Genomic DNA, 23,456 nt, shown 5'->3' with positions numbered 1-23,456 from the left:
AATGGGCTACGCGCGCATGCGGGTGATGCGGATAACGCCGGTCAGGGCGCGCAGTTTCTTGATCACACGGGCCAGGTGCACACGGTCGTGTACGCTGACCACCAATTGAACGACGCTGATGCGGCCATCGCGTTCATCCATGCTGATTTTTTCGATATTGCCGTCGGCGGCATTGACGCTGCTGGCCAGCAGGGCGATCAGGCCGCGCTGGTGCTCCAGCTCGACCCGCAGCTCGACGTTGAATTCGCCGGTGACATCCTTGGCCCAGGAGAGCTGGATGCATTTTTCCGGGTTGTGCCGGATTTCGCTGATGTTGCGGCAGTTGTCCAAGTGCACGACCATCCCTTTGCCGGCGGACAAATGGCCGACAATCGGGTCGCCCGGGATCGGCGTACAGCACTTGGCATAACTGAGCACCAGGCCTTCGGTGCCGCGAATCGCCAGCGGGCCTTCGGGGCTTGGCAACTGTTCGCCTTCGCCGAGCAGGCGACGGGCAACGACGTAGGCCATGCGATTGCCCAGGCCGATGTCTTCGAGCAGGTCTTCGATCAATTCGAGACGGTATTCGTGGAGCATCAGTTGCACGCGCTCGGCCGGGATCTTGTCCAGCGAGCTGTCGAAACCGTTCAGCACCTTGTTCAGCAGGCGTTCGCCGAGGCTGATGGATTCGGAGCGGCGTTGCAGTTTCAGGGCGTGACGGATATGGGTGCGGGCCTTGCCGGTGACCACGAAATTGAGCCACGCCGGGTTGGGCCGGGCGCCCGGGGCGCTGACGATTTCCACCGTGGAGCCGCTTTGCAGCGGCTCGGACAACGGCGCCAGGCGGCGGTTGATCCGGCAGGCGATGCAACTGTTGCCGACGTCGGTGTGCACCGCATAGGCAAAGTCCACGGCCGTGGAGCCTTTGGGCAGCTCCATGATCCGGCCCTTGGGTGTGAAGACGTAGACCTCGTCCGGGAACAGGTCGATCTTCACGCTCTCGATGAATTCCAGGGAGTTGCCGGCACGCTGCTGCATTTCCAGCACGCCCTTGACCCATTGTCGGGCGCGGGCGTGGGTGCTCTTGGGCTGTTCGTCACCGCTGGATTTGTACAGCCAATGGGCGGCGATGCCGTTGTTGGCCATTTCTTCCATTTCACGGGTGCGGATCTGGATCTCGATCGGTACGCCGTGCATGCCGAACAGCGTGGTGTGCAGCGATTGATAGCCGTTGGCCTTGGGGATCGCGATGTAATCCTTGAAGCGCCCCGGCAACGGTTTGTACAAATTATGTACAGCGCCCAGCACGCGGTAGCAGGTATCGACCTTGTCGACGATGATCCGGAACGCGTAGACGTCCATGATCTCGTTGAAGGCCCGACGCTTGCCGCGCATTTTCTTGTAGATGCCGTAGAGGTGTTTCTGCCGCCCGCTGACTTCGCCTTCGATGCCGTCGATGGCCAGGCAGTGGCTCAGGGACTCTTCGATCTTGTTGACGATTTCCTTGCGGTTGCCCCGGGCGCGCTTGACGGCCTGGTTGATCCGCGCCGAACGCATCGGGTGCATGGCCTTGAAGCCCAGGTCTTCGAACTCGATGCGGATCGCGTGCATACCCAGGCGATTGGCGATGGGGGCGTAGATTTCCAGGGTTTCCTTGGCGATGCGCCGGCGTTTTTCGCCGGACAGCACTTCCAGGGTGCGCATGTTGTGCAGGCGGTCGGCGAGCTTGACCAGGATCACGCGAATGTCGCGGGCCATGGCCATGGCCATTTTCTGGAAGTTTTCGGCCTGGGCCTCGGCCTTGGTCTCGAAGTTCATCTGGGTCAGCTTGCTGACCCCGTCGACCAGTTCGGCCACGGTTTCGCCGAACTGCGCTTGCAGCGCTTCCTTGGCAATGCCGGTGTCTTCGATCACGTCATGCAGCATCGCCGCCATCAGGCTCTGATGGTCCATGTGCATGTCGGCAAGAATATTCGCCACCGCAAGGGGATGCGTGACGTACGCCTCGCCGCTGCGGCGGCGCTGGCCGTCGTGGGCTTGTTCGGCGTAGAAATAGGCTCGGCGGACCAGATTGACCTGGTCCGTGCCGAGGTAGGCCGATAAGCGATCGGCGAGGGCGTCTATGCTCGGCATGATGATGACTCCTGCCGTTTGCTGTGACCCCGCGCCGTGCTACGTCGACCAGGCATAGGCTTAGACCGCCTCGTTGGACTCGTCCTCGAACGCTGCGAACAGCGGTTCGTCTTCGACGATTTCAGCGTTGGCGATGAACTCGTAGCTCATCAGGCCTTCGGCGATTTCACGCAGCGCTACTACGGTAGGCTTGTCGTTTTCCCACTGGACCAACGGCTCTTTGCCACCGGTGGCCAGTTGACGGGCACGCTTGGTAGAGAGCATGACCAGCTCAAAGCGGTTTTCCACGTGTTCTAGGCAGTCTTCAACGGTTACGCGGGCCATGGTATTCCTCGGAGCGAATGCAATATGCGCGCTGCCCGGTTGGGCGAGCGGACTCGACAGTTTAAAAAAACACCAGCGTTTAGGGAAGCGCTGATTTTTTAACCAAACCCCTCGGCGCGCTGCGACTACCAATGTAAAGCCGTCGCAGCGGTTTTGGGAAGGGCTGTTCAGCCCAACAATTCGGCCAATAATTTGCCGAAACGTTGCTGCTGGCGTTTCTGCTGCAGCTGGCTGGCGCGGAAAATCGCCTTCAGGTCGTCCAGCGCGTGGGCGAAATCGTCGTTGATGATCAGGTAATCATAGTCGACGTAGTGACTCATTTCGCTGACCGCTTCGCGCATCCGGCCTTCGATGATGTCGTCGCTGTCCTGGCCGCGGTTGGTCAGACGCTGGCGCAAGGCTTGCTGGCTTGGCGGCAGAATGAAGATCGAACGCGCCTGGGGCATCAGCTTGCGCACCTGCTCGGCGCCTTGCCAGTCGATTTCCAGGATCAGGTCGTGACCTTCGTCCAGGGTCTGCTGCAAGTAGCTTTGCGAAGTGCCATAAAGGTTGCCGAAAACTTCGGCGCGCTCCAGGAAGTCGCCGTGTTCGGCCATCTTCACGAACTCTTCGCGGTCGACGAAGTGATAGTTCACGCCATTCACTTCGCCCGGACGCATGGCGCGGGTGGTGTGCGAGACCGAGACGCGGATCTGCGGTTCGGCATCGATCAGGGCCTTGACCAGGCTGGTCTTGCCGGCGCCCGAGGGCGCGGAAATGATGTAGAGGGTGCCGGTGCTGTGGGTCATGTCGTTTGCCTTACTCAATGTTCTGCACTTGTTCGCGCATTTGTTCGATCAACACCTTGAGGTTGACCGCCGCCTGGGTGCTGCGCGGGTCGAAGGCCTTGGAGCCCAGTGTATTGGCTTCGCGGTTGAGCTCCTGCATCAGGAAGTCGAGGCGGCGACCGGCCGCACCGCCGGACTTGAGCACCCGGCGAACTTCGATGATGTGGGTGCTCAGGCGATCCAGTTCTTCGGCCACGTCGCTCTTTTGCGCGAGCATGACCATTTCCTGTTCCAGCCGTTGTGGATCCAGCTCGGCCTTCATGTCGGTGAAGCGGTCGAGGACTTTCTGGCGCTGGGTGGCGAGCATCTGCGGGACCAGTTCGCGCAGGGTGCTGACGTCTTCTTCAATGGAGGTCAGGCGATCGTTGATCAGCCGGGCCAGCTCCGCGCCTTCGCGCTCGCGGCCGGCCTTGAGTTCCTTGAGGCCTTCATTGAACAGTGCCATCGCCTCGGCGTTCAGCGCCTGCGGGTCGCTCGCGTCACCCACCAGTACGCCGGGCCAGGCCAGGACTTCCAGTGGATTCAGGGCGGCAGGGTGCTTGATCAGGCTGGCGACGGTTTCGGCCGCGGCGACCAGTTGCGCGGCGCGCTCGCGGTCCACCTGCAAGGCTTTGCCAGTGCTTTCTTCGGTGAAGCGCAGGGTGCATTCCAGCTTGCCCCGGGACAGGCCCTGGCGCAGAGCCTCGCGCACGCCGCCTTCGAGGTCGCGGAAAGACTCGGGCAGGCGCAGGTGCGGCTCCAGGTAGCGGCTGTTGACCGAGCGCAGTTCCCAGCTCAGCGTGCCTTGGGCCCCGGCTTTTTCGACGCGGGCGAAGGCGGTCATGCTGTGCACCATGGAGGTTCCTCGCAATGCAGGCCGGCACGACGGTGGTCGTGGGCCTGGGATCTGTAAATTAAAAGCCCAAGGGCAGCAAAGGCGCAGGATTGTAGCGCAGTGACGCGTATGCCCCAACCGCGCTTGCGACAAAGCGTGGCAGCCCGTCGGGCGGGCCTTTGCGCGGCTTCGCTCGCGCCGGCTTTTAGAACCGAGCGACGTTTAACTGCCCTATGACGATTCACGGCTCTATAATGCTCGGCAGTTTTCCGTCCTCCGTACAGGTATTCCCTATGAAACGTCCAAGTGGTCGCGCTGCCGATCAGCTTCGCTCGATCCGCATTACCCGCAACTACACCAAACACGCCGAGGGATCTGTACTGGTCGAATTCGGTGATACCAAAGTCATCTGCACTGTCAGTGTCGAAAACGGCGTGCCACGGTTCCTCAAGGGCCAGGGCCAAGGCTGGCTGACAGCCGAATACGGCATGCTGCCGCGTGCCACCGGTGAGCGGAACCAGCGTGAGGCCAGCCGTGGCAAGCAGGGCGGCCGTACCCTGGAAATCCAACGCCTGATCGGCCGTTCGCTGCGTGCTGCTCTGGACATGTCCAAGTTGGGCGATGTGACGCTGTATGTCGATTGCGACGTGATCCAGGCCGACGGCGGTACCCGTACTGCCTCCATCACTGGGGCCATGGTCGCCCTGGTCGATGCCTTGAAAGTGATCAAGAAGCGCGGCGGCCTCAAGGGCGGCGACCCGCTCAAGCAAATGATCGCCGCTGTGTCCGTGGGCATGTACCAGGGCGAGCCGGTGCTGGACCTGGATTACCTGGAAGACTCCGCTGCCGAGACTGACCTGAACGTGGTCATGACCAGTGCCGGCGGTTTCATCGAAGTCCAGGGCACTGCCGAGGGCGCACCGTTCCAGCCGGAAGAATTGAACGCTATGCTGGAGTTGGCGAAGAAAGGCATGAACGAGATCTTCGAACTGCAAAAGGCCGCCTTGGCTGACTGATCGATTCCCGCTTCAAGACAAGGAGAGCGTCATGAGTGATGAGCAAATCCTGCTGCCCCAGCCGAGCAAAGAGGCGCGTCAATGGGCAATGTTTTGTCACCTGTCCGCCTTGTTGGGGATCTGGATTCCGTTCGGTACGCTGATCGGGCCGTTGGTGCTCTGGCAGCTCAAGCGTGAGTCCGACCCGTTCATTGATGCCCAGGGCAAGGAAGCGCTGAACTTCCAGATCACCGTGGCGATTGCCTCGGCGATCAGCTTGCTGCTGATGGTCGTGGTGATCGGCTTCTTCCTGTTTGGCCTGGTGGCCATCGGTGCGCTGGTGCTGACGATCATTGGTGGCGTGAAGGCCAATGAAGGGCAGCCGTATCGGTATCCGTTTACCTGGCGCTTGGTCAAATAACGATCAGCGCTGCGATTCAAGAACAATGCCCCGGTTTATCGGGGCATTGTCTTTTTTGAAGCCATAAATGTTTCTCTTTATGTACGGTATCTCATTGCGTAGAGCGTTATTGTGCGCTTATACCGCTCTTACACTTCTAGTCACAACTGCACAGTTTTAGTGTGGTCTCTATGCTTGGCAATAAGACGCTTCGATTGATAGAGTTGCGCCAAGTTATATTCCATCCGAAATATTTCGATATATTCGGACCATTGAAGGTCCTTGAATTCAAAGCCAATCAGTGTTGAGACAATCAACCTGTTCAAGAGGCGTGTCCAGGTAAAAAGTTCGCCCCTGAATATATGTTCAAAGAATAAACACTCATGTTTCAGCTCGATTTCTATGGAACACTTGTCGCCGCCTCTCTAGTGCTTTTGCTGGGGCGCGGACTTGTTACACGTGTTGGTTTTCTACGCGCCTACAATATCCCTGAGCCTGTAGCGGGCGGGCTGGTAGTTGCCCTGGTGCTCCTGGCTTTGCGGGGGCTTGAAGTTGAAGTTCGATTTGATACTTCATTGCAGACCCCGTTGATGCTGGCATTTTTTGCCACGATTGGCCTGAGCGCAGACTTCGCGAGCCTGAAGAAAGGCGGGCGCATAGTTGGGATTTTCCTGCTGGCGGTCGTCGGCCTGTTGGTGGTCCAGAATGCCATGGGCATCGGGCTCGCAAAAGCGCTGGGGCTCGATCCGTTAATGGGGTTGCTGACTGGCTCGATCAGCTTGGCGGGCGGTCACGGTACCGGCGCGGCGTGGGGGACGGTGTTCAGTGAGAAGTACGGTCTGGCTTCCGCCTCCGAACTTGCGATGGCTTCCGCGACGTTTGGTTTGGTGTTGGGTGGCTTGATCGGTGGACCGGTTGCGCGCCTGCTCATCAAGCGTGTCCAGTCACCCGGCGGCCTTGAATCAGAAAAGCCCCGGATACCCAAGGGCTTCGAACAGCCGAACAAAGAGCGCTCGATTACACCGTTTTCGTTTATCGAGACGCTGGCGCTGATTGCGGTCAGCCTGTTGGTCGGTACGCTCTTGAATGGGCAGCTCCACGACACCGCATTCGAGTTGCCGACATTCGTTTGTGTCTTGTTCGTGGGGGTGGTCCTGCGTAATGGACTTTCGGCACTCGGCTTGTATCAGGTCTTTGAGCGAGAAGTGTCCGTACTTGGCAATGTCAGCCTGTCACTGTTCCTGGCGATCGCCTTGATGTCACTCAAATTGTGGGACCTGGCGTCACTGGCCCTACCGATCTTCATCATTCTGGTGGCCCAGACATTGGTCATGGCGTTGTTTGCGATTTTCGTGACGTTCAGGCTCATGGGCAGTCATTACGATGCAGCCGTCTTGGCGGCAGGGCATTGCGGTTTTGGATTGGGTGCCACGCCGACGGCCATCGCCAACATGCAGGCAGTGACGCAGCGCTACGGACCTTCGCAGATAGCGTTTCTGGTGGTGCCGATGGTGGGGGCGTTCTTCATCGATATCATTAACGTCATCGTCATCAAGTTGTACCTTGCCCTGCCGTTTTTTGCCACGGCTTGAGGTTCCGCGCAGTAGCGTTCGCCATAAAAAATGCCCGTATCTTGCGATACGGGCATTTTTTGTTCGGCCGGCTTGAGGCGGTCGTCGATACGCTTAGATGGTCAGCGTCCAGTCGTAATCCACGATCAGCGGCGCATGCTGCGAGAACCGTGGCTGGCGCGGCAGGCGGGCGCTGCGTACGAAGCGGCGCAGCCCAGGTGTCAGCAACTGGTAGTCGAAGCGCCAGCCAAGGTTGAGCATCTCGGCCTGTTCGTTGTCCGGCCACCAGCTGTACTGGTCGCCTTCACGGCTGACTTCGCGCAGGGCGTCGACATAACCCATGTTGCCAATGATCTCGTCCATCCAGGCCCGCTCCGGCGCCAGGAAACCAGGAGATTGTTGGCTGTCGCGCCAGTTCTTGATATCCAGCTTCTGTTGCGCCACGTACAGCGAGCCACAATAGATGTACTCGCGACGTTTGCGCCGCTGTTTATCCAGATAGCGGGCGAAGTCGTCCATCAACTTGAATTTCTGATTCAAATCTTCATCGCCGTTCTGCCCCGAAGGAAGCAGTAAGGTCGCGATGCTGACCTTGTCGAAATCGGCTTGCAGGTAGCGCCCGTAGCGGTCCGCCGTCTCGAAACCGAGACCGTTGATGACAGCCTTCGGTTGCAGCCGCGAGTACAAAGCCACGCCACCCTGGGCGGGGACTTCGGCATCGCAGGCATAAAGGAAGTAACCGTCCAGTTGGAAGGCTGCATCGTCCAGTTCAAAGGCGGAGGCGCGGGTGTCCTGCAGGCAGATGACGTCGGCATTCTGTGCTTGCAGCCAACTGAGCAAACCTCGCTCCACTGCAGCCTGAATACCATTGACGTTCACACTGATGATCCGCATAAATGGCCCCAAAAATCACGTGCGTGTATGATACACGGCGTGTACCTATTTAGCTAAATCCGCGGTATTTGAGGCTTTTTTTCATGCAGGCGTATCAGCGCGATTTCATTCGCTTTGCCATCGATCGCGGCGTTTTGCGCTTCGGTGAGTTCACCCTCAAGTCCGGGCGCACCAGCCCGTACTTCTTCAATGCCGGCCTGTTCAACACTGGTTCCGCCCTGGCGCAACTGGGTCGTTTCTATGCGGCGGCCATCGTTGAGAGCGGTATCCCGTTCGATGTGCTGTTCGGCCCGGCCTACAAAGGCATCCCGCTGGCCGCCACCACTGCCGTCGCCCTGGCCGAACACCACGGCCGCGACCTGCCTTGGTGCTTCAACCGCAAGGAAGCCAAGGCCCACGGCGAAGGCGGCAGCCTGGTGGGTGCACCGCTGACCGGCGACGTGTTGATCATCGACGACGTCATCACTGCCGGTACTGCCATTCGTGAAGTGATGCAGATCATCGGTTCCCAGGAAGGCGCCAAGGCCGCTGGCGTGCTGATTGCCCTGAACCGTCAGGAGCGCGGCAACGGTGAGCTGTCGGCGATCCAGGAAGTGGAGCGCGACTTCGGTATTCCGGTGATCAGCATTGTCTCGCTGAACCAGGTGCTGGAGTTTTTGGCCGACGATCCGCAGCTCAAGCAGCATTTGCCGGCGGTTGAGGCTTATCGGGCGCAGTTCGGCGTCTAAGAAGCCCGCTGATTTTGATCTTGTGGCGAGGGAGCTTGCTCCCGCTGGGCTGCGCAGCGGCCCCAACATTTTTGCGGTCGCTGCGCGACCGAGCGGGAGCAAGCTCCCTCGCCACAAAAGCATCATCTGGAAAAGAGGTGTAAAAAAAGACCCCGCTCAACCAGGTTGAGCGGGGTCTTTTTTTACCGGTATCGCTTAAGGACGCTTGCGATTGCTGATCAACGTACCCACGCCGGTGTCGGTGAAGATCTCCAGCAGGATCGCATTCGGTACCCGGCCGTCGATGATCAGCGAGCTGCCGACGCCGCCCTGTACCGCTTCCAGTGCGCAACGAATCTTCGGCAGCATGCCGCCGTAGATGGTGCCGTCGGCGATCAGGTCATCGACCTGCTGGGTCGACAGTCCGGTCAGGACTTTGCCCGATTTGTCCATCAGGCCGGCGATGTTGGTCAGCAGCATCAGCTTTTCGGCTTTCAGTGCTTCGGCAACCTTGCCCGCCACCAGGTCGGCGTTGATGTTGTACGACTCACCGTTGGCGCCCACGCCGATGGGCGCGATGACCGGGATGAAGTCGCCCTTGACCAGCAGGTTCAGCAGGTCGGTGTTGATGCCGACCACTTCGCCCACATGACCGATGTCGATGATTTCCGGCTGGGTCATCTCCGGTGTCTGGCGGGTGACGGTGAGTTTCTTCGCCCGGATCAGCTCGGCGTCCTTGCCTGTCAGGCCGATGGCGCTGCCGCCATGACGGTTGATCAGGTTGACGATGTCCTTGTTGACCTGGCCGCCCAGGACCATCTCCACCACATCCATGGTCTGCGCGTCGGTCACGCGCATGCCATCGATGAAGTGGCTTTCGATCGACAGGCGCTTGAGCAGGTCACCGATTTGCGGGCCACCACCGTGTACGACCACTGGGTTGATGCCCACGGCCTTCATCAGCACGATGTCGCGGGCGAAGCCGGTCTTGAGCTCCTCGCTTTCCATCGCGTTGCCGCCGTATTTGATCACCAGGGTCTTGCCGACGTAGCGTCGGATATAAGGCAACGCTTCGGACAGGACCTTGGCGGTGTTGGCGGCGGCTTCGCGTTCGAGGGTCATTCAGGGCTCCGGTAGTGCTTCAAAAAATCAAAACGGTAGTTGGAGATCAGGTGCAACACGTTTGAGTTGGGTGTGGAACACATCCTTGATGCGCTGCAGTTCAGCCTCGTTGTCGGCCTCGAAACGCAGTACCAGCACCGGTGTGGTGTTGGATGCGCGAACCAGGCCCCAGCCGTGGGGATAGTCGACCCGCACACCATCGATGGTGGTCAGTTCGGCGCCTTCGCCCCATTGAGCGTCGTGCAGTGCATCAATGATGCTGAATTTGCTCTCTTCGGTCACATGGATATTGATTTCTGGCGTAGAAATATCGTTCGGGAAGGTTGCGAACAGCTCTTCGGCCGTGGATTTCTCCTTGCTGAGGATTTCCAGCAGGCGCGCGGCGCTGTAGATGCCGTCGTCAAAACCGAACCAGCGTTCCTTGAAGAAGATGTGGCCGCTCATTTCGCCGGCCAGCAGGGCGCCGCTCTGTTTCATTTTCTTCTTGATCAACGAATGACCAGTTTTCCACATCAATGGACGACCGCCATATTCCTTGATCAGCGGCACCAGGCGACGGGTGCATTTGACGTCGAAAATGATCTCGGCATCCGGGTTGCGCGCCACCACGTCCTTGGCAAACAGCATCAGCAGGCGGTCCGGGAACACCACGCTACCGGTATTGGTCACCACGCCCACGCGGTCGCCGTCGCCGTCGAAGGCCAGGCCCAGGTCGGCGTTGGTTTCCTTGACCTTGGCGATCAGGTCTTCGAGGTTTTCCAGCTTGCCCGGGTCCGGGTGGTGGTTAGGGAAGTTGCCGTCCACGTCGCAAAACAGTGGGATGACTTCGCAGTTCAGGGCTTCGATCAGTTGCGGGGCGATCACGCCAGCCGCGCCGTTGCCGCAATCGACCACGACTTTCAGGCGCCGGGCGAGTTTCACGTCCTTGACGATCTCGTCGTTGTAGCGAGGAAGGATATCGACCTTGGTCACGCTGCCCTGGCCGCTGCTCAGGTCGTTGGTCTTGAGGCGGGTATGCAGGGCCTGGATCTGCTCGTTGGCGAGGGTGTCGCCGGCGATGACGATCTTGAAGCCGTTGTAGTTCGATGGGTTGTGGCTGCCGGTGAGCATCACCCCGGACTTGCCGGCCAACACGTTGGCGGCGTAGTACAGCGCCGGGGTCGGCACCAGGCCCACGTCGCTGACGTGGCAGCCACTGTCGGCAACGCCTTTGATCAGTTGTTCGACCAGCTCGGGGCCCGACAAGCGGCCATCACGGCCGACGCTCACATTCGGTTCGCCCTGGGCCAGGCTTTGGGAGCCGATGGCGCGGCCGATCCAGTAGGCGGTTTCGGCGGTGAGGGTTTCCGGTACCACGCCACGGATGTCGTAGGCGCGGAAGATGCTGTCAGGGAAGATCGGGGCGATTGCGGCTGGGGTGTTCATGGGCGGGGCGCTCTATCAGGAAAGTGACTGGACAGGCCGACGGTTAGCGTCGGCAGGCTCAAGCTGAAGGGTATGACGGCGTTTTTGACAGAGAGTTCGTGGTGGGAAAGTGCCATGAGATAGCGTTACCCCGGCCTCGCTCGCCTAATACATTGATTCCGGGTGGGAAACCTAGCAGAAAGCCATTGCGCATTTTTTGTCCTGAAACACAAGCTTCACAAACGAGCCGGGCAGGACGCCCGGCCTGTAAACCACCGGTCAATGGCTGCCGGAGTGCCCGAAACCACCCGCGCCGCGCTGGCTTTCGTCGAATTCTTCGACCAGTTCGAAGTGGGCCTGGACCACCGGCACCAGCACCAACTGCGCGATGCGTTCGCCCACGGCAATGTTGAAGGCCGTTTGGCCGCGGTTCCAGCACGACACCATCAGTTCGCCCTGGTAGTCGGAGTCGATCAGGCCCACCAGGTTGCCCAGCACGATGCCGTGCTTGTGGCCCAGGCCCGAGCGCGGCAGGATCAGCGCGGCCAGGCCCGGATCGCCGATGTACACCGACAGGCCGGTAGGAATCAGCAGGGTCTGGCCCGGTTCCAGGATCGTGTCCTGCTTGAGCATCGCCCGCAGGTCGAGGCCGGCGGAGCCCGGTGTGGCGTATTGCGGCAGCGGGAATTCGTTGCCGATGCGTGGGTCGAGGATCTTGGCTTGTAGGGCGTGCATGACATTAAACCTGGTTCAGACGTTCGGCGATAAAAGTGATCAGCTGGCGGGCAATCTTGCTCTTGCTGGTCTGGGCGAAAAGTGTGGCGTGCAACTGGCGGTCGATCACGCTGCAGGCGTTTTCTTCGCTGTTGAAGCCGATGCTCGGGTTGGCCACGTCGTTGGCGACGATCAAGTCGAGGTTCTTGTCCTTGAGCTTGCGGGCGGCGTAATCGAGCAGGTGTTCGGTCTCGGCGGCAAAGCCGACACTGAACGGGCGGTCGGGGCGGGTGGCGATGCTGGCCAGGATGTCCGGGTTGCGCACCATTTGCAGTAGCAGGCCGTCGCCGCTTGTAGGGTCTTTCTTCAATTTTTGCGGGGCAACGACTTCGGGGCGGTAGTCCGCCACTGCCGCCGAGGCGATGAACAGGTCACACGGGATGGCCGCTTCGCAGGCCGCGAGCATGTCCCGGGCGCTGACCACGTCGATGCGCGTGACCCGGTCCGGGGTCGGCAAGTGCACGGGACCGGTGATCAGCGTCACCCGGGCGCCGGCTTCCACGGCAGCTTCGGCCAGGGCGAAGCCCATTTTCCCGGAGCTGTGGTTGGTGATGTAGCGCACCGGGTCGATGTTTTCCTGGGTCGGTCCGGCGGTGATCAGCACGTGCTTGCCGGTCAGGACCTGGCGCTGGAAGCAGTCGGCGGCGCACTGGGCCAGGTCGGTGGCTTCGAGCATGCGGCCCATGCCGACATCGCCGCAGGCCTGGCTGCCAGAGGCCGGGCCGAAGACTTTCAGGGCGCGGCTTTCCAGCAGTTGCAGGTTGGCCTGGGTGGCCGGGTCGCGCCACATGGCCTGGTTCATGGCCGGCGCCACGGCGACCACTGCGTCGGTGGCGAGCACCAGGGTGGTCAGCAGGTCGTCGGCGATGCCTTGGGCCAAGCGGGCGATCAGGTCGGCCGTGGCCGGGGCGATCAGCACCAGGTCGGCCCACTTGGCCAGTTCGATATGACCCATGGCGGCTTCGGCCGCCGGGTCGAGCAAGTCCAGGTGGACCGGGTGCCCGGACAGGGCTTGCATGGTCAGCGGAGTAATGAACTCGCTGCCACCGCGGGTCATGACGACCCGAACTTCCGCGCCCTGGTCGATAAGCCTGCGAACCAGCTCGGCGCTCTTGTAGGCGGCAATGCCGCCGCCGACGCCCAGAACGATGCGTTTCCGATACAGCCGCTGCATAGGCCTGCCTTTCGATTTCAGTGGTCAGTGCAGGGCGAACCCCTTGGCAGCAGCCTGCCAGGGTGCAAATCGCCTGCAAAAAAGATGGGCTACGATATCACAGCGACCGCTACGGAACAGCGGCGCCCACAATCAGGGAGATGCCATGAGTATTCGCGATTGGCCCGCCGCCGAGCGGCCGCGGGAGAGGTTATTGGCGCTGGGGGCTGGGAGTCTTTCGGACGCCGAGCTGCTGGCGATTTTTTTACGAACCGGCGTGTCGGGCAAAAGCGCGGTGGATCTGGCGCGACAACTATTGATTCAATTTGGCAGCCTGCGCGCGCTGCTTGAAGCCGATCAGATCACATTCAGTAATCATATGGGGCTCGGGCCGGCGAAGTTTGCCCAGCTGCAAGCGGTTCAGGAAATGAGCCGTCGGCATTTGGCTGAGCGGGCACGGGAAAAAACGTCGCTGGAAAGCCCGTTCGCGGTGCGTGAGTACCTGAAATCGATGCTGCGCCACGAACCCCACGAGGTGTTCGGTTGCCTGTTTCTCAATTCCAAGCACCAGGTGCTGACCTTCGAGGCGCTGTTTCGGGGCTCTATCGACAGCGCCAGTGTCCATCCCCGGCAGGTGGTCAAGAGGGCCCTGGCCCACAACGCCGCTGCGCTGATCCTGTGCCACAACCACCCCTCCGGCAACACCGAGCCCAGCCAGGCCGACCGGGTGCTCACTGAGCGGCTTCAGGAGGCGCTGGAGTTGATCGATGTGCGGGTGCTCGACCATTTCATCGTTGGCGATGGGGAGCCGTTGTCGATGGCGGAGAGTGGGTGGATGTAGGCACGATCAGGCTTGAGTAATCCCTTGTGGGAGCAAAGCTTGCTCGCGATGCCGTCGTCACATACAACACTTCTGTTGGCTGTAAAACCGCTATCGCGAGCAAGCTTTGCTCCCACAGACTCCTCAGCTCCTCAGCTCCTCAGCTCCTCAGCTCCTCAGCTCCACAGGCTCCCACAGGAGGGGCGCTGTGGGGCCGGGGTTACTTGAGGTTGACCTTGGAGTAATCCTGGCGCCCAAACGGGCTCACCGCATAACCCTGCACATCCTTGCGGGTGAGCGCGAAGGCGGTCGGGTGCGCCAGGGGCAGCCACAAGGCTTGTTGCTGGATCTGGGCCTGGGCCTGCTCGTAGAGCTTGGCACGCACGCCTTGTTCGCCGGTGGTTTTGCCGGCGCTGATCAGTTTGTCCAGGTCGGGGTTGCAGTAGCGGGCGAAGTTGGTGCCGGACTTGACCGCCGCGCAGGAAAATTGTGGCGTGAGGAAGTTGTCCGGGTCGCCGTTGTCGCCGGCCCACCCCATGAACAGCAGGTCATGTTCGCCGGCCTTGGCGCGCCGGATCAGTTCGCCCCATTCGATCACGCGGATTTCCGCCTGGATGCCGATTTCCGCCAGGTCCGATTGCAGCAACTGCGCGCCAAGGCTCGGGTTGGGATTGAGCAGGCTGCCGGAGGGGCGAGTCCAGATGGTGGTCTTGAAGCCTTCCTTCAAGCCGGCCTTGGCCAGCAGGTCACGGGCCTTGGCCGGGTCATGGGCGTAGCCCGGCAAGTGCTTGGCATAGCTCCAGGTGTTCGGTGGATAAGGGCCGTTGGCGGCTTCGGCGGTGCCTTCGAAGACGGTCTTGAGGTAGCTGGGCTTGTCGAAGGCCAGGTTGATGGCTTGGCGCACCTCAGGCTTGTCCAGTGGCGGATGCTGGCTGTTGATCGCCACGAACGCGGTCATGAAGGCGTCGGTCTGCTCGACCTTCAGCGTGGGTTCTTGCTTGGCGGCTTGTACGTCCAGCGGCTTGGGCGACAGGGCGATCTGGCATTCGTTGCGGCGCAGTTTCTGCAATCGTACGTTGGCGTCCGGCGTGATGGCGAAGACCAGCGGATCCACTTGGGGCTTGCCGCCGAAGTAGGCGTCGTTGGCCTTGTAGCGAATCGAGGCGTCCTTCTGGAACCGGCTGAAAATGAACGGGCCGGTGCCGACCGGTTGGCTGTTGAGTTTTTCCGGCGTGCCGGCCTGCATCAGCTGATCGGCGTATTCGGCCGAATAAATGGAGGCAAAGCCCATGCTCAACGTCGCCAGGAAGGTCGAGTCGGCGTGATCGAGGGTGAAGCGCACGGTCAGCGGGTCCAGTGCGTCGACTTTCTTGATCAGCGCCGGCAATTGCATGGATTGGGCGTGGGGGAAGCCGCTTTGCGCCACCTTGTGCCAGGGGTTCGCCGGGTCGAGCATGCGCTCGAAGCTGAACTTCACGTCCTCGGCGGTCAGGTCGCGGCGCGGTGTGAAGTAGTCGGTGCGGTGGAACTTGACCTGTGGCCGCAGCTTGAACACGTAGGCCAGGCCATCGGTGGAGACTTCCCAGCGCTCGGCCAGGCTGGGGACCACTTTGCCGCTGGCGGTGTCGAAGTCCACCAGGCGGTTCATCAGCACGTCGGCGGAGGCGTTGGTGGTCGTCAGGGAGTTGTACTGGACGACATCGAACCCTTCCGGGCTGGCTTCGGTGCAGACGCTCAGGGCGGCGGCCAAGGCCTGCGGGGTGATCAGCAGAGGGGCGAGCAACAATGGTAGGGCAGCGAGGCGCATGGTCGGTTTCCTGTGCAAGTCGAAGGCCCATCTGCGAGTGCAGTCTGGAAAAGGCCTACCCTAGTGGGCTCGCTGCTAAATGACTATCCCCTTTTTGCATTTTCCGGCACTCTGCGGCGACGTATCGATGGCCAAAACCCGGCGCAAGTGAAAAAAACCTGCGTGCAGCGACGAGCGGTAAGGGGCTGCGCCAGCCTCTGCCCCCGCCGCTCGGGGCGGTTGGTCGAGGATATCCTACGAAGACAAATCACATCGGCTGTTGTTGCACTGTGGTCTTTCTGGTATAAAGCAGCGCTCTTTTCTAGGGGCCCGGTTCCTTCACTGTAGGTGTAGCCGGTAAGACCCTTAAAGAAACGCGGCGCCTGGCGCCAAATGACTGAGAGATTAAGCGGCCAACCCATGCCGGGTTGGGCATGTGGTTTTAGAGGGCTGAGGCATGTCGAGAGTCTGTCAAGTTACCGGTAAGGGTCCGGTGACTGGGAATAACATTTCCCACGCAAACAACAAAACCCGTCGTCGTTTCCTGCCGAACCTGCAGCATCACCGCTTCTGGGTTGAAGAAGAGAAACGTTTTGTGCGTCTGCGCGTATCTGCCAAGGGCATGCGCATCATCGACAAGCGTGGCATCAGTGTCGTGCTGGCCGAACTTCGTCGCGATGGCAAGGTTTAAGGGAGCTAATCATGCGTGAATTGATTCGTTTGATCTCGAGCGCCGGTACTGGTCACTTCTACACTACCGACAAGAACAAGCGTACTACCCCGGACAAAATCGAGATCAAGAAATATGATCCGGTTGTTCGCAAGCACGTGATCTACAAGGAAGGCAAAATCAAGTAATTGATTTTTCCCTTCTTACGAAAAAGGCCCGTATCGCGAGATACGGGCCTTTTTTGTTGCCTGTCAGGACCTCATCGCGAGCAAGCTCGCTCCCACACTGGACCTTATGACGCCTCAGATCCCTGTGGGAGCGAGCTTGCTCGCGATGAGGCCGGCCCAGGCCGCACAAATCCTCAAGCCTTCTGCTCGAACACCACGTAAATCTTGCGGCACGGCTCCAGCACTTCCCAAGTACCCTTGAACCCCGCTGGAATCACGAAACGGTCGCCGGCTCGCAGGGTCTTGGCATTGCCATCGTCGTCCCGCAGCACGGAAACGCCCTGGACGATCTCGCAATACTCATGCTCGGTGTAATTGACCGTCCACTGGCCGACGGCGCCTTCCCATACGCCCGCGTTCATTTGCCCACAGGGGCTGCTGTAGTGGTTGAACACGGTTTGCTCGGGATCGCCCTTGAACACCTTGGCCGGGTCCGGGCGATAACGTTCGGCGGTGGTATTGGCCTGGCTGAAATCGACGATGTCCTGAATGCTCATGCGGGTGATCCCCAGTGATCGCTTGGAAGGCCTCGAGTCTATGTTTATTAAAACGAACATCGCAAGGCCGTTTGCCAGCGTTGTGTCAAATATATTGAAACATGACCAGCCGCTGGTTTAGGGTGGCGGGTGCCCTATGCCGAAAAGAGCGCCGAAAGCAGGCTGGCCGGGCAGAATTCTTTTGAAGCGCTGCGCACCGCGCGGCGTTCGTACTCAATAAGAGGAGGACACACGCATGACCACCCTGACTCGTGCCGATTGGGAACAACGCGCCCGCGACCTGAAGATCGAAGGCCGCGCCTTCATCAATGGCGAGTACACCGATGCGGTGTCCGGCGAAACCTTCGATTGCCTCAGCCCGGTTGATGGCCGTCTGTTGGGCAAGATCGCCAGCTGTGACGTCGCCGACGCCCAGCGTGCGGTCGAAAACGCCCGTGCCACGTTCCATTCCGGCGTCTGGTCGCGCCTGGCACCGAGCAAGCGCAAAGCCACCATGATTCGTTTCGCCGGCCTGCTCAAGCAGCATGCCGAAGAGCTGGCCCTGCTCGAAACCCTGGACATGGGCAAGCCAATCAGTGATTCCCTGAACATCGACGTTCCCGGCGCGGCCCAAGCCTTGAGCTGGAGCGGCGAAGCCATCGACAAGCTCTACGACGAAGTGGCGGCCACGCCGCACGACCAGTTGGGTCTGGTAACCCGTGAGCCGGTGGGGGTCGTGGGCGCTATCGTGCCTTGGAACTTCCCGTTGATGATGGCCTGCTGGAAGCTAGGCCCGGCGCTGTCCACCGGTAACTCGGTGGTGCTAAAACCGTCGGAAAAATCCCCGTTGACCGCTATCCGCATCGCCGCACTGGCGATCGAGGCCGGCATTCCGAAAGGCGTGCTGAACGTGCTGCCAGGCTACGGCCACACCGTCGGCAAGGCTTTGGCCCTGCATATGGACGTCGATACGCTGGTGTTCACCGGCTCTACCAAGATCGCCAAGCAACTGATGATTTACTCCGGCGAATCGAACATGAAGCGCATCTGGCTGGAGGCCGGCGGCAAGAGCCCGAACATCGTGTTCGCCGATGCCCCGGACCTGCAAGCTGCCGCCGAATCCGCCGCCAGCGCCATCGCCTTCAACCAGGGCGAAGTCTGCACCGCCGGCTCGCGGCTGTTGGTGGAGCGTTCCATCAAGGACACCTTCCTGCCACTGGTGATCGAAGCCCTCAAGGGTTGGAAGCCTGGCAACCCCCTGGACCCGGCCACCAATGTCGGCGCCCTGGTCGATACCCAGCAGATGAACACCGTGCTGTCCTACATCGAGGCCGGGCACAGCGACGGCGCCAAACTGGTGGCCGGCGGCAAGCGCATCCTTGAGGAAACGGGCGGTACATACGTCGAGCCGACGATTTTCGATGGCGTGAGCAACGCGATGAAAATCGCTCAGGAAGAGATTTTCGGCCCGGTGTTGTCGGTCATTGCCTTCGACACTGCCGAGCAGGCCATCGAGATTGCCAACGACACACCGTACGGCCTGGCCGCTGCGGTATGGACCAAGGACATCTCCAAGGCCCACCTGACCGCCAAGGCCTTGCGTGCCGGCAGCGTCTGGGTCAACCAGTACGACGGCGGCGACATGACCGCGCCGTTCGGTGGCTTCAAGCAGTCGGGCAACGGTCGCGACAAGTCGCTGCATGCGTTCGACAAATACACCGAGCTGAAGTCGACCTGGATCAAGCTCTGAGGATGATGGCCCCGGATCCTGTCCGGGGCTTCAAACAGCGCTGATCCCCCCTGTGGGAGCGAGCTTGCTCGCGATAGCGGTATGACAGTCGACGACTTTGTTGAATGTTGCGCCGCTATCGCGAGCAAGCTCGCTCCCACAGTGTTTTGGGGGATGGCTGAGATTGATAACCCTCCACAGGAGCGTGGAAATGCGTTGGGCGACCTATTTCGCCGTGTTGGCGTCTGTCCTGAGCGTCGGCCTGGCCTTGGGCGTGAGCATGCCGCTGGTGTCGCTGCGCCTGGAGGGCTGGGGCTATGGCTCGTTCGCCATTGGTGTGATGGCCGCCATGCCGGCCGTGGGGGTATTGCTCGGGGCCAAGGTGTCCAGCCGGCTGGCGGCGCGGTTTGGCACGGCGGCGTTGATGCGTCTGTGCCTGTGGGGCGGCGCGGTGTCCATCGGCCTGCTGGCGCTGCTGCCGAGCTATTCGGTCTGGTTGCTGCTGCGCCTGGTGATTGGCGTGGTCCTGACCCTGGTGTTCATTCTGGGTGAAAGCTGGATCAATCAACTGGTCATTGAGAAATGGCGTGGGCGACTGGTGGCGCTGTACGGCAGCAGCTATGCCCTGAGCCAGTTGTCCGGTCCGCTGCTGCTGGGCGCACTGGGGACCGATCATGACTACGGGTTCTGGGTGGGCGTCGGCCTGCTGTTGGTCGCACCCTTGCTGTTGCTGGGCCGTAGCGGTGCGCCGAGCAGCGAGGCCGGCAGCGTTACGTTTGGCGATTTGTGGACGTTTTGCCGAGGCTTGCCGGCGATTGCCTGGGCGGTCTCGTTGTTCGCCGCGTTCGAGGCCATGATCCTCACGTTGCTGCCGGTGTATTGCCTGCGCCAGGGCTTCACCGCCGACATCGCGCTGGCGATGGTCAGCACCGTGGTGGTCGGTGATGCCCTGTTGCAGTTGCCCATCGGTGCCCTGGCCGATCGCGTGTCTCGCCGGGCCCTGTTGACGGGCTGTGCGGTGGCGCTGACGTTATCGAGCCTGGCGGTTCCGCTGTTGATCGATACCCTGTTGATCTGGCCGCTGTGGGTGCTGTTCGGCGCCAGTGCCGGCGGTTTGTTCACCTTGTCGCTGATCCTGATCGGCGAGCGTTACCGCGACGATGCGCTGGTGCGGGCCAACGCCCATGTCGCGCAACTGTGGGGCCTTGGTTGCCTGGTCGGCCCGCTGGCGGCGGGAGCGGGCAGCCAGTGGATCAGCGGGCATGCGCTGCCTTTGTTCATGGCGGCAGGGGCGTTTGGCCTGGTGATCCTGCTGTTGCGCCAAGGGGCGTTCGGGGCAACAGAACCCGCTTGAAAACCCCGAAACCCCTGTGGCGAGGGAGCTTGCTCCCGCTCGGTTGCGCAGCAACCGCAAAAGCCGGGACCGCTTCGCAGTCCAGCGGGAGCAAGCTCCCTCGCCACAAAAGCGGTCTGCCTCCACAAGCGGGTTGTCATGAACGCGGTCGCCCCCTAAAGCATCCGCTCCAGCCCGATCGTCGTGCTGAACCAAGCATTGAACCGGCGCCACCAGCTGCCCGGTTCGCGGTCCAGGTCGTGCGTCTGGCCGTTGTCTTCGGTGGTCCATACTAGCGTTCCATCCTCCAGCCTGGCCTGATAGCTCAGGGCTGGCGCCATGCCCTGCAAGGCCAGATCGCGCACTTGGCCGGCGAGTTCAGGGCTGTCCACCAGCACGCCGACTTCGGTGTTCCACAGGACCGAGCGCGGGTCGAAATTGAACGAGCCGATGAACGATTTCTGCTGGTCGAAGATGATCGCCTTGCTGTGCAGGCTGGAGTCCGATTGGCCGTAGGATTTACTGTAGAACAGGTGAGGGCTGCTGCCGGTGTCGCCCGGTTGGCGTCGCAGCTCGAACAGACGTACGCCGTGTTGCAGCAGAGCCTTGCGGTACGGCGCATAGCCGCCATGCACGGCGGGCACGTCGGTGGCTTCCAGGGAGTTGGTCAGCAGGCTCACCGACACGCCGGCATCGGCGCGACTGGTCAGGTACACCAAACCTGGCTGACCGGGGACGAAGTAGGCGGAAATCATGATCAGTTCTTTGCTGACCCCCGTCAGTTCCGGCGCCAGTTGGGTCGTCAGCAATAGCTGCGGATCCGGCTCGTCCTTGGCCAGCACTTTGCTGGGCGCGTCCCACAGCGCCTTGTTCCACGCCCAGATCAACTGGTCACGCCAAGTGTCCAGGCGCGGTTGGGTCTTGTAGGCGGTCAACTGCTGGTAGAGCGCTTGATTCTCCTGTTGGGTCTGCTCCAGGGACTCTTGCAGGCGCAGGCGACTATTGGCCAGGTCCTCGGACGTGGGGCGATGGGACAGGAACTGTTCGATGGGTTTGCTCAGGGCGCTGTTCCAGTATTGGTCGAAGCTGTGCCCCAATTGTTCGGCCACCGGGCCGACACCGAGCAGGTCGATGTCGGTGAAGTTCAGGTTGGGTTCGGCGTCGAAATACTCGTCGCCCAGGTTGCGGCCGCCGACGATGGCCATGCTGTTGTCCGCCAGCCACAACTTGTTGTGCATGCGGCGGTGTTGCTGTGACAGGTTGAGCAGGCGCCCGAGGCTGCGGGTCACGCCGGTGGCGCGTCCCAGGTGCAGTGGGTTGAACAGGCGAATCTGGATCTGCGGATGAGCGGCGAGGGTCGCGATGATCTGATCGAGGCCATCGCTGGTGGTGTCGTCCAGCAGGATGCGCACGCGCACGCCCCGGTCGGCGGCCTTGAGCAATTCATCCACCAGCATCCGCGTGCTGATGCCGTCGTGGACGATGTAGTACTGCAAATCCAGGCTGCCTTGGGCGTGACGAATCAACTCGGCCCGGGCGATGAACGCGTCGGTGCTGTCCGACAGCAGCCGAAAGCCCGAGCGCCCTTCATGGGTGGCAGCCTGGGCCTGGACCGAGCGGCCGAACGAAGATTCGGCGGCCGGTAAGGCCTGGGAGGGCTCGCGGGTGACATCAAGACTGGCGCAGCCGCTCAGCAGCGAGGCGACTAGCAGCAGAGCAGTCAGGATCGGTCTGGATCTCACGTAGGATCGTTCCGCTTGTTCACGTTGATCGGCTGTTGGGTGCTGCTTCCCTGGGTAAAGTTCAGACGACGTCGCGCTGGGTTTCGTTCAACAACGCGATAGCGGCGGTTCCTACCTTGCGTACAGCCTCTTCGATCTGGGCCGTTGGCTTGGCAGCGTAGTTCATCCGCAGGCAGTTGCGGTACTTGCCCGATGCCGAAAAAATGCTGCCGACGGCGACCTGCACGCCTTGGTCGAGCAGGACCCGATTGAGCTTCAGCGTGTCGAAACCGTCGGGCAATTCGACCCACAGCATGAAGCTGCCCCGCGGGCGACTGGCCCGGGTACCCGGTGGAAAATAACGGCTGACCCAATCGATCATCATGTCGCGATTGCGCTGGTATTGCGTACGCATCCGGCGCAAATGGGGTTCGAAATGCCCACCCTTGAGAAATTCGGCAATGGCGATCTGCGGTTGTGGCGCGGTGGAGCCGGTGCTGATGTATTTCATGTGCAGCGCTCGCTCCAGATACCGGCCCGGCGCGACCCAGCCAATGCGCAGGCCTGGCGCCAGGGTCTTGGAAAAAGAACTGCAGAGCAGGACGCGGCCGTCTTCATCGAAGGACTTGATGGTGCGCGGGCGAGGGTAGGTGTAGGCCAACTCGCCATACACATCATCTTCGATGATCGCCACGTCGAAGCGCTGTGCCAGGGTCAGCAGCGCGCGTTTATTAGCGTCGGGCATGATGTAGCCCAGCGGGTTATTGCAGCTGGGGGTCAACTGTATGGCCTTGATCGGCCATTGCTCCAGCGCCAGTTCCAGGGCATCCAGGCTGATGCCGGTGAGCGGGTCGGTGGGGATCTCCAAAGCCTTCATGCCCAGGCCCTTGAGGGTTTGCATGGCCCCGTGAAAACTGGGTGAGTCCACCGCGACGATATCGCCTTGTTCGCAGGTGGCGCGGATGCTGACCGACAGGGCCTCATGGCAACCAGTGGTGACGATCAAATCGTTGGGCCCCAGCTGGCAGCCGGAGTCCAGCGACAGCCGGGCGATCTGTTCACGTAGCGCGAGGTTGCCGTAGATGTTGTCGTAATACAGGCCGGGCATGTCTTGTCGACGGCTGATCTGCGCCAGGCTGCGCAGCAGCGGTTTCATGGTCGGCGAATTGATATCCGGCATGCCGCGTCCCAGTTGCACCACGTCCGGGCGCGGCACGGCGCGGATCAGCTCCAGCACCTGGTCCCACTGGGAAATATCCACTGGGCGCTGGGCCGGACGGCCTACCACCGGCAGGTCCGGCAGTTCGCGGCCCACGGGGACGAAATAGCCGGACTTGGGTCTCGGCATCGCCAGCCCACTGTCTTCCAGCACGCGATAGGCCTGCTGCACCGTACTCAAGCTGACCCCATGTTCCGTGCTCAATGCCCGCACTGACGGCAGCCGGTCGCCGGGGCGGTAGAAGCCCTGTTCGATGCGGGTACCGAGCAATTCGGCGAGGTTCACGTAGAGGGTCATGGTGCGCTCCCGATGAGATGGCCCACTGCAACCGATACAGTTGGGGTGGAAAATGACAATTCAGTGCTGGAAATACCGAAT

At 61.1% G+C, this 23,456-nt stretch carries 21 protein-coding genes and 1 pseudogene; 9 read left to right on the top strand and 13 right to left on the bottom strand.

Annotated features, from left to right (window positions below; all coding sequences use genetic code 11):
* Window positions 1-6: 6 nt before the first annotated feature.
* The 4 genes from spoT to AD662_RS27620 form a co-directional block, all read right to left on the bottom strand.
* The gene (gene spoT, locus AD662_RS27635) at window positions 7-2,112 is read right to left on the bottom strand and encodes a bifunctional GTP diphosphokinase/guanosine-3',5'-bis pyrophosphate 3'-pyrophosphohydrolase (RefSeq protein ID WP_053190083.1); all 2,106 of its coding nucleotides are present in this window, start codon (window positions 2,110-2,112) and stop codon (window positions 7-9) included.
* A 60-nt stretch (window positions 2,113-2,172) separates the two neighbouring features.
* The gene (rpoZ, locus tag AD662_RS27630; RefSeq protein ID WP_003177259.1) at window positions 2,173-2,436 is read right to left on the bottom strand and encodes a DNA-directed RNA polymerase subunit omega; all 264 of its coding nucleotides are present in this window, start codon (window positions 2,434-2,436) and stop codon (window positions 2,173-2,175) included.
* A 167-nt stretch (window positions 2,437-2,603) separates the two neighbouring features.
* Window positions 2,604-3,224 carry a guanylate kinase gene (gene gmk / locus AD662_RS27625; protein WP_003206877.1) on the bottom strand — a complete coding sequence of 207 codons (621 nt, stop codon included), beginning with the start codon at window positions 3,222-3,224 and terminating at the stop codon, window positions 2,604-2,606.
* A gap of 10 nt (window positions 3,225-3,234) precedes the next feature.
* Window positions 3,235-4,098, bottom strand: a complete 864-nt coding sequence (locus tag AD662_RS27620; RefSeq protein WP_053190082.1) for a YicC/YloC family endoribonuclease — start codon at window positions 4,096-4,098, stop codon at window positions 3,235-3,237.
* Between the two features lie 272 nt (window positions 4,099-4,370).
* Between AD662_RS27620 and rph the strand changes: the two genes are divergently transcribed.
* The 3 genes from rph (at window position 4,371) to gltS (ending at window position 7,064) form a co-directional block, all read left to right on the top strand.
* Window positions 4,371-5,093, top strand: coding sequence for a ribonuclease PH (gene rph, locus AD662_RS27615; RefSeq protein ID WP_003177262.1), 723 nt, complete (start codon window positions 4,371-4,373; stop codon window positions 5,091-5,093).
* 31 nt (window positions 5,094-5,124) lie between these two features.
* Window positions 5,125-5,493, top strand: coding sequence for a DUF4870 domain-containing protein (locus tag AD662_RS27610; protein ID WP_013694558.1), 369 nt, complete (start codon window positions 5,125-5,127; stop codon window positions 5,491-5,493).
* A gap of 362 nt (window positions 5,494-5,855) precedes the next feature.
* Window positions 5,856-7,064: a sodium/glutamate symporter gene (gene gltS / locus AD662_RS27605; RefSeq protein ID WP_053190081.1), complete on the top strand. Its 1,209-nt coding sequence runs from the start codon at window positions 5,856-5,858 to the stop codon at window positions 7,062-7,064.
* 93 nt (window positions 7,065-7,157) lie between these two features.
* Here gltS and AD662_RS27600 read toward each other — a convergent pair whose 3' ends face one another.
* Window positions 7,158-7,937, bottom strand: coding sequence for an exodeoxyribonuclease III (locus AD662_RS27600; RefSeq protein WP_013694557.1), 780 nt, complete (start codon window positions 7,935-7,937; stop codon window positions 7,158-7,160).
* A gap of 83 nt (window positions 7,938-8,020) precedes the next feature.
* Here AD662_RS27600 and pyrE point away from each other — a divergent pair, with 83 nt between their 5' ends.
* Window positions 8,021-8,665 carry an orotate phosphoribosyltransferase gene (gene pyrE / locus AD662_RS27595; RefSeq protein ID WP_003206873.1) on the top strand — a complete coding sequence of 215 codons (645 nt, stop codon included), beginning with the start codon at window positions 8,021-8,023 and terminating at the stop codon, window positions 8,663-8,665.
* A gap of 195 nt (window positions 8,666-8,860) precedes the next feature.
* Here pyrE and argB read toward each other — a convergent pair whose 3' ends face one another.
* The 4 genes and pseudogenes from argB to coaBC form a co-directional block, all read right to left on the bottom strand.
* Entirely contained in the window at window positions 8,861-9,766 is a 906-nt protein-coding gene (gene argB, locus AD662_RS27590) for an acetylglutamate kinase (RefSeq protein ID WP_003206871.1), read from the bottom strand.
* Window positions 9,767-9,793: 27 nt separating this feature from the next.
* Window positions 9,794-11,197, bottom strand: a pseudogene (locus AD662_RS27585) (phosphomannomutase/phosphoglucomutase); the annotation flags it as partial.
* Between the two features lie 252 nt (window positions 11,198-11,449).
* Window positions 11,450-11,905, bottom strand: a complete 456-nt coding sequence (gene dut, locus AD662_RS27580; RefSeq protein ID WP_003206867.1) for a dUTP diphosphatase — start codon at window positions 11,903-11,905, stop codon at window positions 11,450-11,452.
* Window positions 11,906-11,909: 4 nt separating this feature from the next.
* Entirely contained in the window at window positions 11,910-13,118 is a 1,209-nt protein-coding gene (gene coaBC, locus AD662_RS27575; RefSeq protein WP_018602509.1) for a bifunctional phosphopantothenoylcysteine decarboxylase/phosphopantothenate--cysteine ligase CoaBC, read from the bottom strand.
* Between the two features lie 145 nt (window positions 13,119-13,263).
* Here coaBC and radC point away from each other — a divergent pair, with 145 nt between their 5' ends.
* A complete protein-coding gene (gene radC / locus AD662_RS27570; protein ID WP_018602512.1) occupies window positions 13,264-13,938 on the top strand; it encodes a RadC family protein in 675 nt (224 codons plus the stop codon).
* 199 nt (window positions 13,939-14,137) lie between these two features.
* On the opposite strand, the gene AD662_RS27565 is transcribed toward radC, so the two are convergent.
* A complete protein-coding gene (locus tag AD662_RS27565) occupies window positions 14,138-15,724 on the bottom strand; it encodes an ABC transporter substrate-binding protein (protein ID WP_018602514.1) in 1,587 nt (528 codons plus the stop codon).
* A 436-nt stretch (window positions 15,725-16,160) separates the two neighbouring features.
* On the opposite strand from AD662_RS27565, the gene rpmB reads away from it, so the two are divergent.
* Both rpmB and rpmG read left to right on the top strand, forming a co-directional pair.
* Window positions 16,161-16,394: a 50S ribosomal protein L28 gene (rpmB, locus tag AD662_RS27560; protein WP_003177273.1), complete on the top strand. Its 234-nt coding sequence runs from the start codon at window positions 16,161-16,163 to the stop codon at window positions 16,392-16,394.
* Between the two features lie 11 nt (window positions 16,395-16,405).
* Window positions 16,406-16,561, top strand: a complete 156-nt coding sequence (gene rpmG / locus AD662_RS27555) for a 50S ribosomal protein L33 (protein WP_003177274.1) — start codon at window positions 16,406-16,408, stop codon at window positions 16,559-16,561.
* Window positions 16,562-16,734: 173 nt separating this feature from the next.
* Here the strand turns inward: rpmG and AD662_RS27550 are convergent, their stop codons facing one another.
* Window positions 16,735-17,097, bottom strand: a complete 363-nt coding sequence (locus AD662_RS27550) for a cupin domain-containing protein (protein WP_003206861.1) — start codon at window positions 17,095-17,097, stop codon at window positions 16,735-16,737.
* A 235-nt stretch (window positions 17,098-17,332) separates the two neighbouring features.
* On the opposite strand from AD662_RS27550, the gene AD662_RS27545 reads away from it, so the two are divergent.
* Both AD662_RS27545 and AD662_RS27540 read left to right on the top strand, forming a co-directional pair.
* Window positions 17,333-18,826 (top strand): aldehyde dehydrogenase, encoded by a 1,494-nt coding sequence (locus AD662_RS27545; protein WP_018602554.1) that lies wholly within the window; start codon window positions 17,333-17,335, stop codon window positions 18,824-18,826.
* A gap of 190 nt (window positions 18,827-19,016) precedes the next feature.
* The gene (locus AD662_RS27540) at window positions 19,017-20,159 is read left to right on the top strand and encodes an MFS transporter (protein WP_053190080.1); all 1,143 of its coding nucleotides are present in this window, start codon (window positions 19,017-19,019) and stop codon (window positions 20,157-20,159) included.
* A gap of 155 nt (window positions 20,160-20,314) precedes the next feature.
* Here the strand turns inward: AD662_RS27540 and AD662_RS27535 are convergent, their stop codons facing one another.
* Both AD662_RS27535 and AD662_RS27530 read right to left on the bottom strand, forming a co-directional pair.
* The gene (locus AD662_RS27535; RefSeq protein ID WP_053183007.1) at window positions 20,315-21,880 is read right to left on the bottom strand and encodes a phospholipase D family protein; all 1,566 of its coding nucleotides are present in this window, start codon (window positions 21,878-21,880) and stop codon (window positions 20,315-20,317) included.
* 61 nt (window positions 21,881-21,941) lie between these two features.
* Window positions 21,942-23,375 carry an aminotransferase-like domain-containing protein gene (locus AD662_RS27530; RefSeq protein ID WP_053183003.1) on the bottom strand — a complete coding sequence of 478 codons (1,434 nt, stop codon included), beginning with the start codon at window positions 23,373-23,375 and terminating at the stop codon, window positions 21,942-21,944.
* Between the last annotated feature and the right edge of the window lie 81 nt (window positions 23,376-23,456).

Origin of the sequence: Pseudomonas kilonensis, assembly GCF_001269885.1 — a bacterium.
GTDB classification, from domain to species: Bacteria; Pseudomonadota; Gammaproteobacteria; order Pseudomonadales; family Pseudomonadaceae; genus Aquipseudomonas; species Aquipseudomonas kilonensis.
The sequence above is the reverse complement of the archived record's forward strand: the minus strand, read 5'-3'. Positions and strand labels throughout refer to the sequence as shown.

Excerpts from the sequence above, each read along its gene's own strand:
- rph (WP_003177262.1), top strand. The coding sequence starts at position 4,371 with ATGAAACGTCCAAGTGGTCGCGCTGCCGATCAGCTTCGCTCGATCCGC.
- spoT (WP_053190083.1), bottom strand. The coding sequence starts at position 2,112 with ATGCCGAGCATAGACGCCCTCGCCGATCGCTTATCGGCCTACCTCGGC.
- coaBC (WP_018602509.1), bottom strand. The coding sequence starts at position 13,118 with ATGCAGCGGCTGTATCGGAAACGCATCGTTCTGGGCGTCGGCGGCGGC.
- AD662_RS27550 (WP_003206861.1), bottom strand. The coding sequence starts at position 17,097 with ATGAGCATTCAGGACATCGTCGATTTCAGCCAGGCCAATACCACCGCC.
- rpoZ (WP_003177259.1), bottom strand. The coding sequence starts at position 2,436 with ATGGCCCGCGTAACCGTTGAAGACTGCCTAGAACACGTGGAAAACCGC.
- AD662_RS27530 (WP_053183003.1), bottom strand. The coding sequence starts at position 23,375 with ATGACCCTCTACGTGAACCTCGCCGAATTGCTCGGTACCCGCATCGAA.
- AD662_RS27610 (WP_013694558.1), top strand. The coding sequence starts at position 5,125 with ATGAGTGATGAGCAAATCCTGCTGCCCCAGCCGAGCAAAGAGGCGCGT.
- AD662_RS27620 (WP_053190082.1), bottom strand. The coding sequence starts at position 4,098 with ATGGTGCACAGCATGACCGCCTTCGCCCGCGTCGAAAAAGCCGGGGCC.
- argB (WP_003206871.1), bottom strand. The coding sequence starts at position 9,766 with ATGACCCTCGAACGCGAAGCCGCCGCCAACACCGCCAAGGTCCTGTCC.
- AD662_RS27540 (WP_053190080.1), top strand. The coding sequence starts at position 19,017 with ATGCGTTGGGCGACCTATTTCGCCGTGTTGGCGTCTGTCCTGAGCGTC.
- pyrE (WP_003206873.1), top strand. The coding sequence starts at position 8,021 with ATGCAGGCGTATCAGCGCGATTTCATTCGCTTTGCCATCGATCGCGGC.
- AD662_RS27600 (WP_013694557.1), bottom strand. The coding sequence starts at position 7,937 with ATGCGGATCATCAGTGTGAACGTCAATGGTATTCAGGCTGCAGTGGAG.
- rpmB (WP_003177273.1), top strand. The coding sequence starts at position 16,161 with ATGTCGAGAGTCTGTCAAGTTACCGGTAAGGGTCCGGTGACTGGGAAT.
- radC (WP_018602512.1), top strand. The coding sequence starts at position 13,264 with ATGAGTATTCGCGATTGGCCCGCCGCCGAGCGGCCGCGGGAGAGGTTA.
- gmk (WP_003206877.1), bottom strand. The coding sequence starts at position 3,224 with ATGACCCACAGCACCGGCACCCTCTACATCATTTCCGCGCCCTCGGGC.
- rpmG (WP_003177274.1), top strand. The coding sequence starts at position 16,406 with ATGCGTGAATTGATTCGTTTGATCTCGAGCGCCGGTACTGGTCACTTC.
- AD662_RS27565 (WP_018602514.1), bottom strand. The coding sequence starts at position 15,724 with ATGCGCCTCGCTGCCCTACCATTGTTGCTCGCCCCTCTGCTGATCACC.
- dut (WP_003206867.1), bottom strand. The coding sequence starts at position 11,905 with ATGCACGCCCTACAAGCCAAGATCCTCGACCCACGCATCGGCAACGAA.
- AD662_RS27545 (WP_018602554.1), top strand. The coding sequence starts at position 17,333 with ATGACCACCCTGACTCGTGCCGATTGGGAACAACGCGCCCGCGACCTG.
- gltS (WP_053190081.1), top strand. The coding sequence starts at position 5,856 with ATGTTTCAGCTCGATTTCTATGGAACACTTGTCGCCGCCTCTCTAGTG.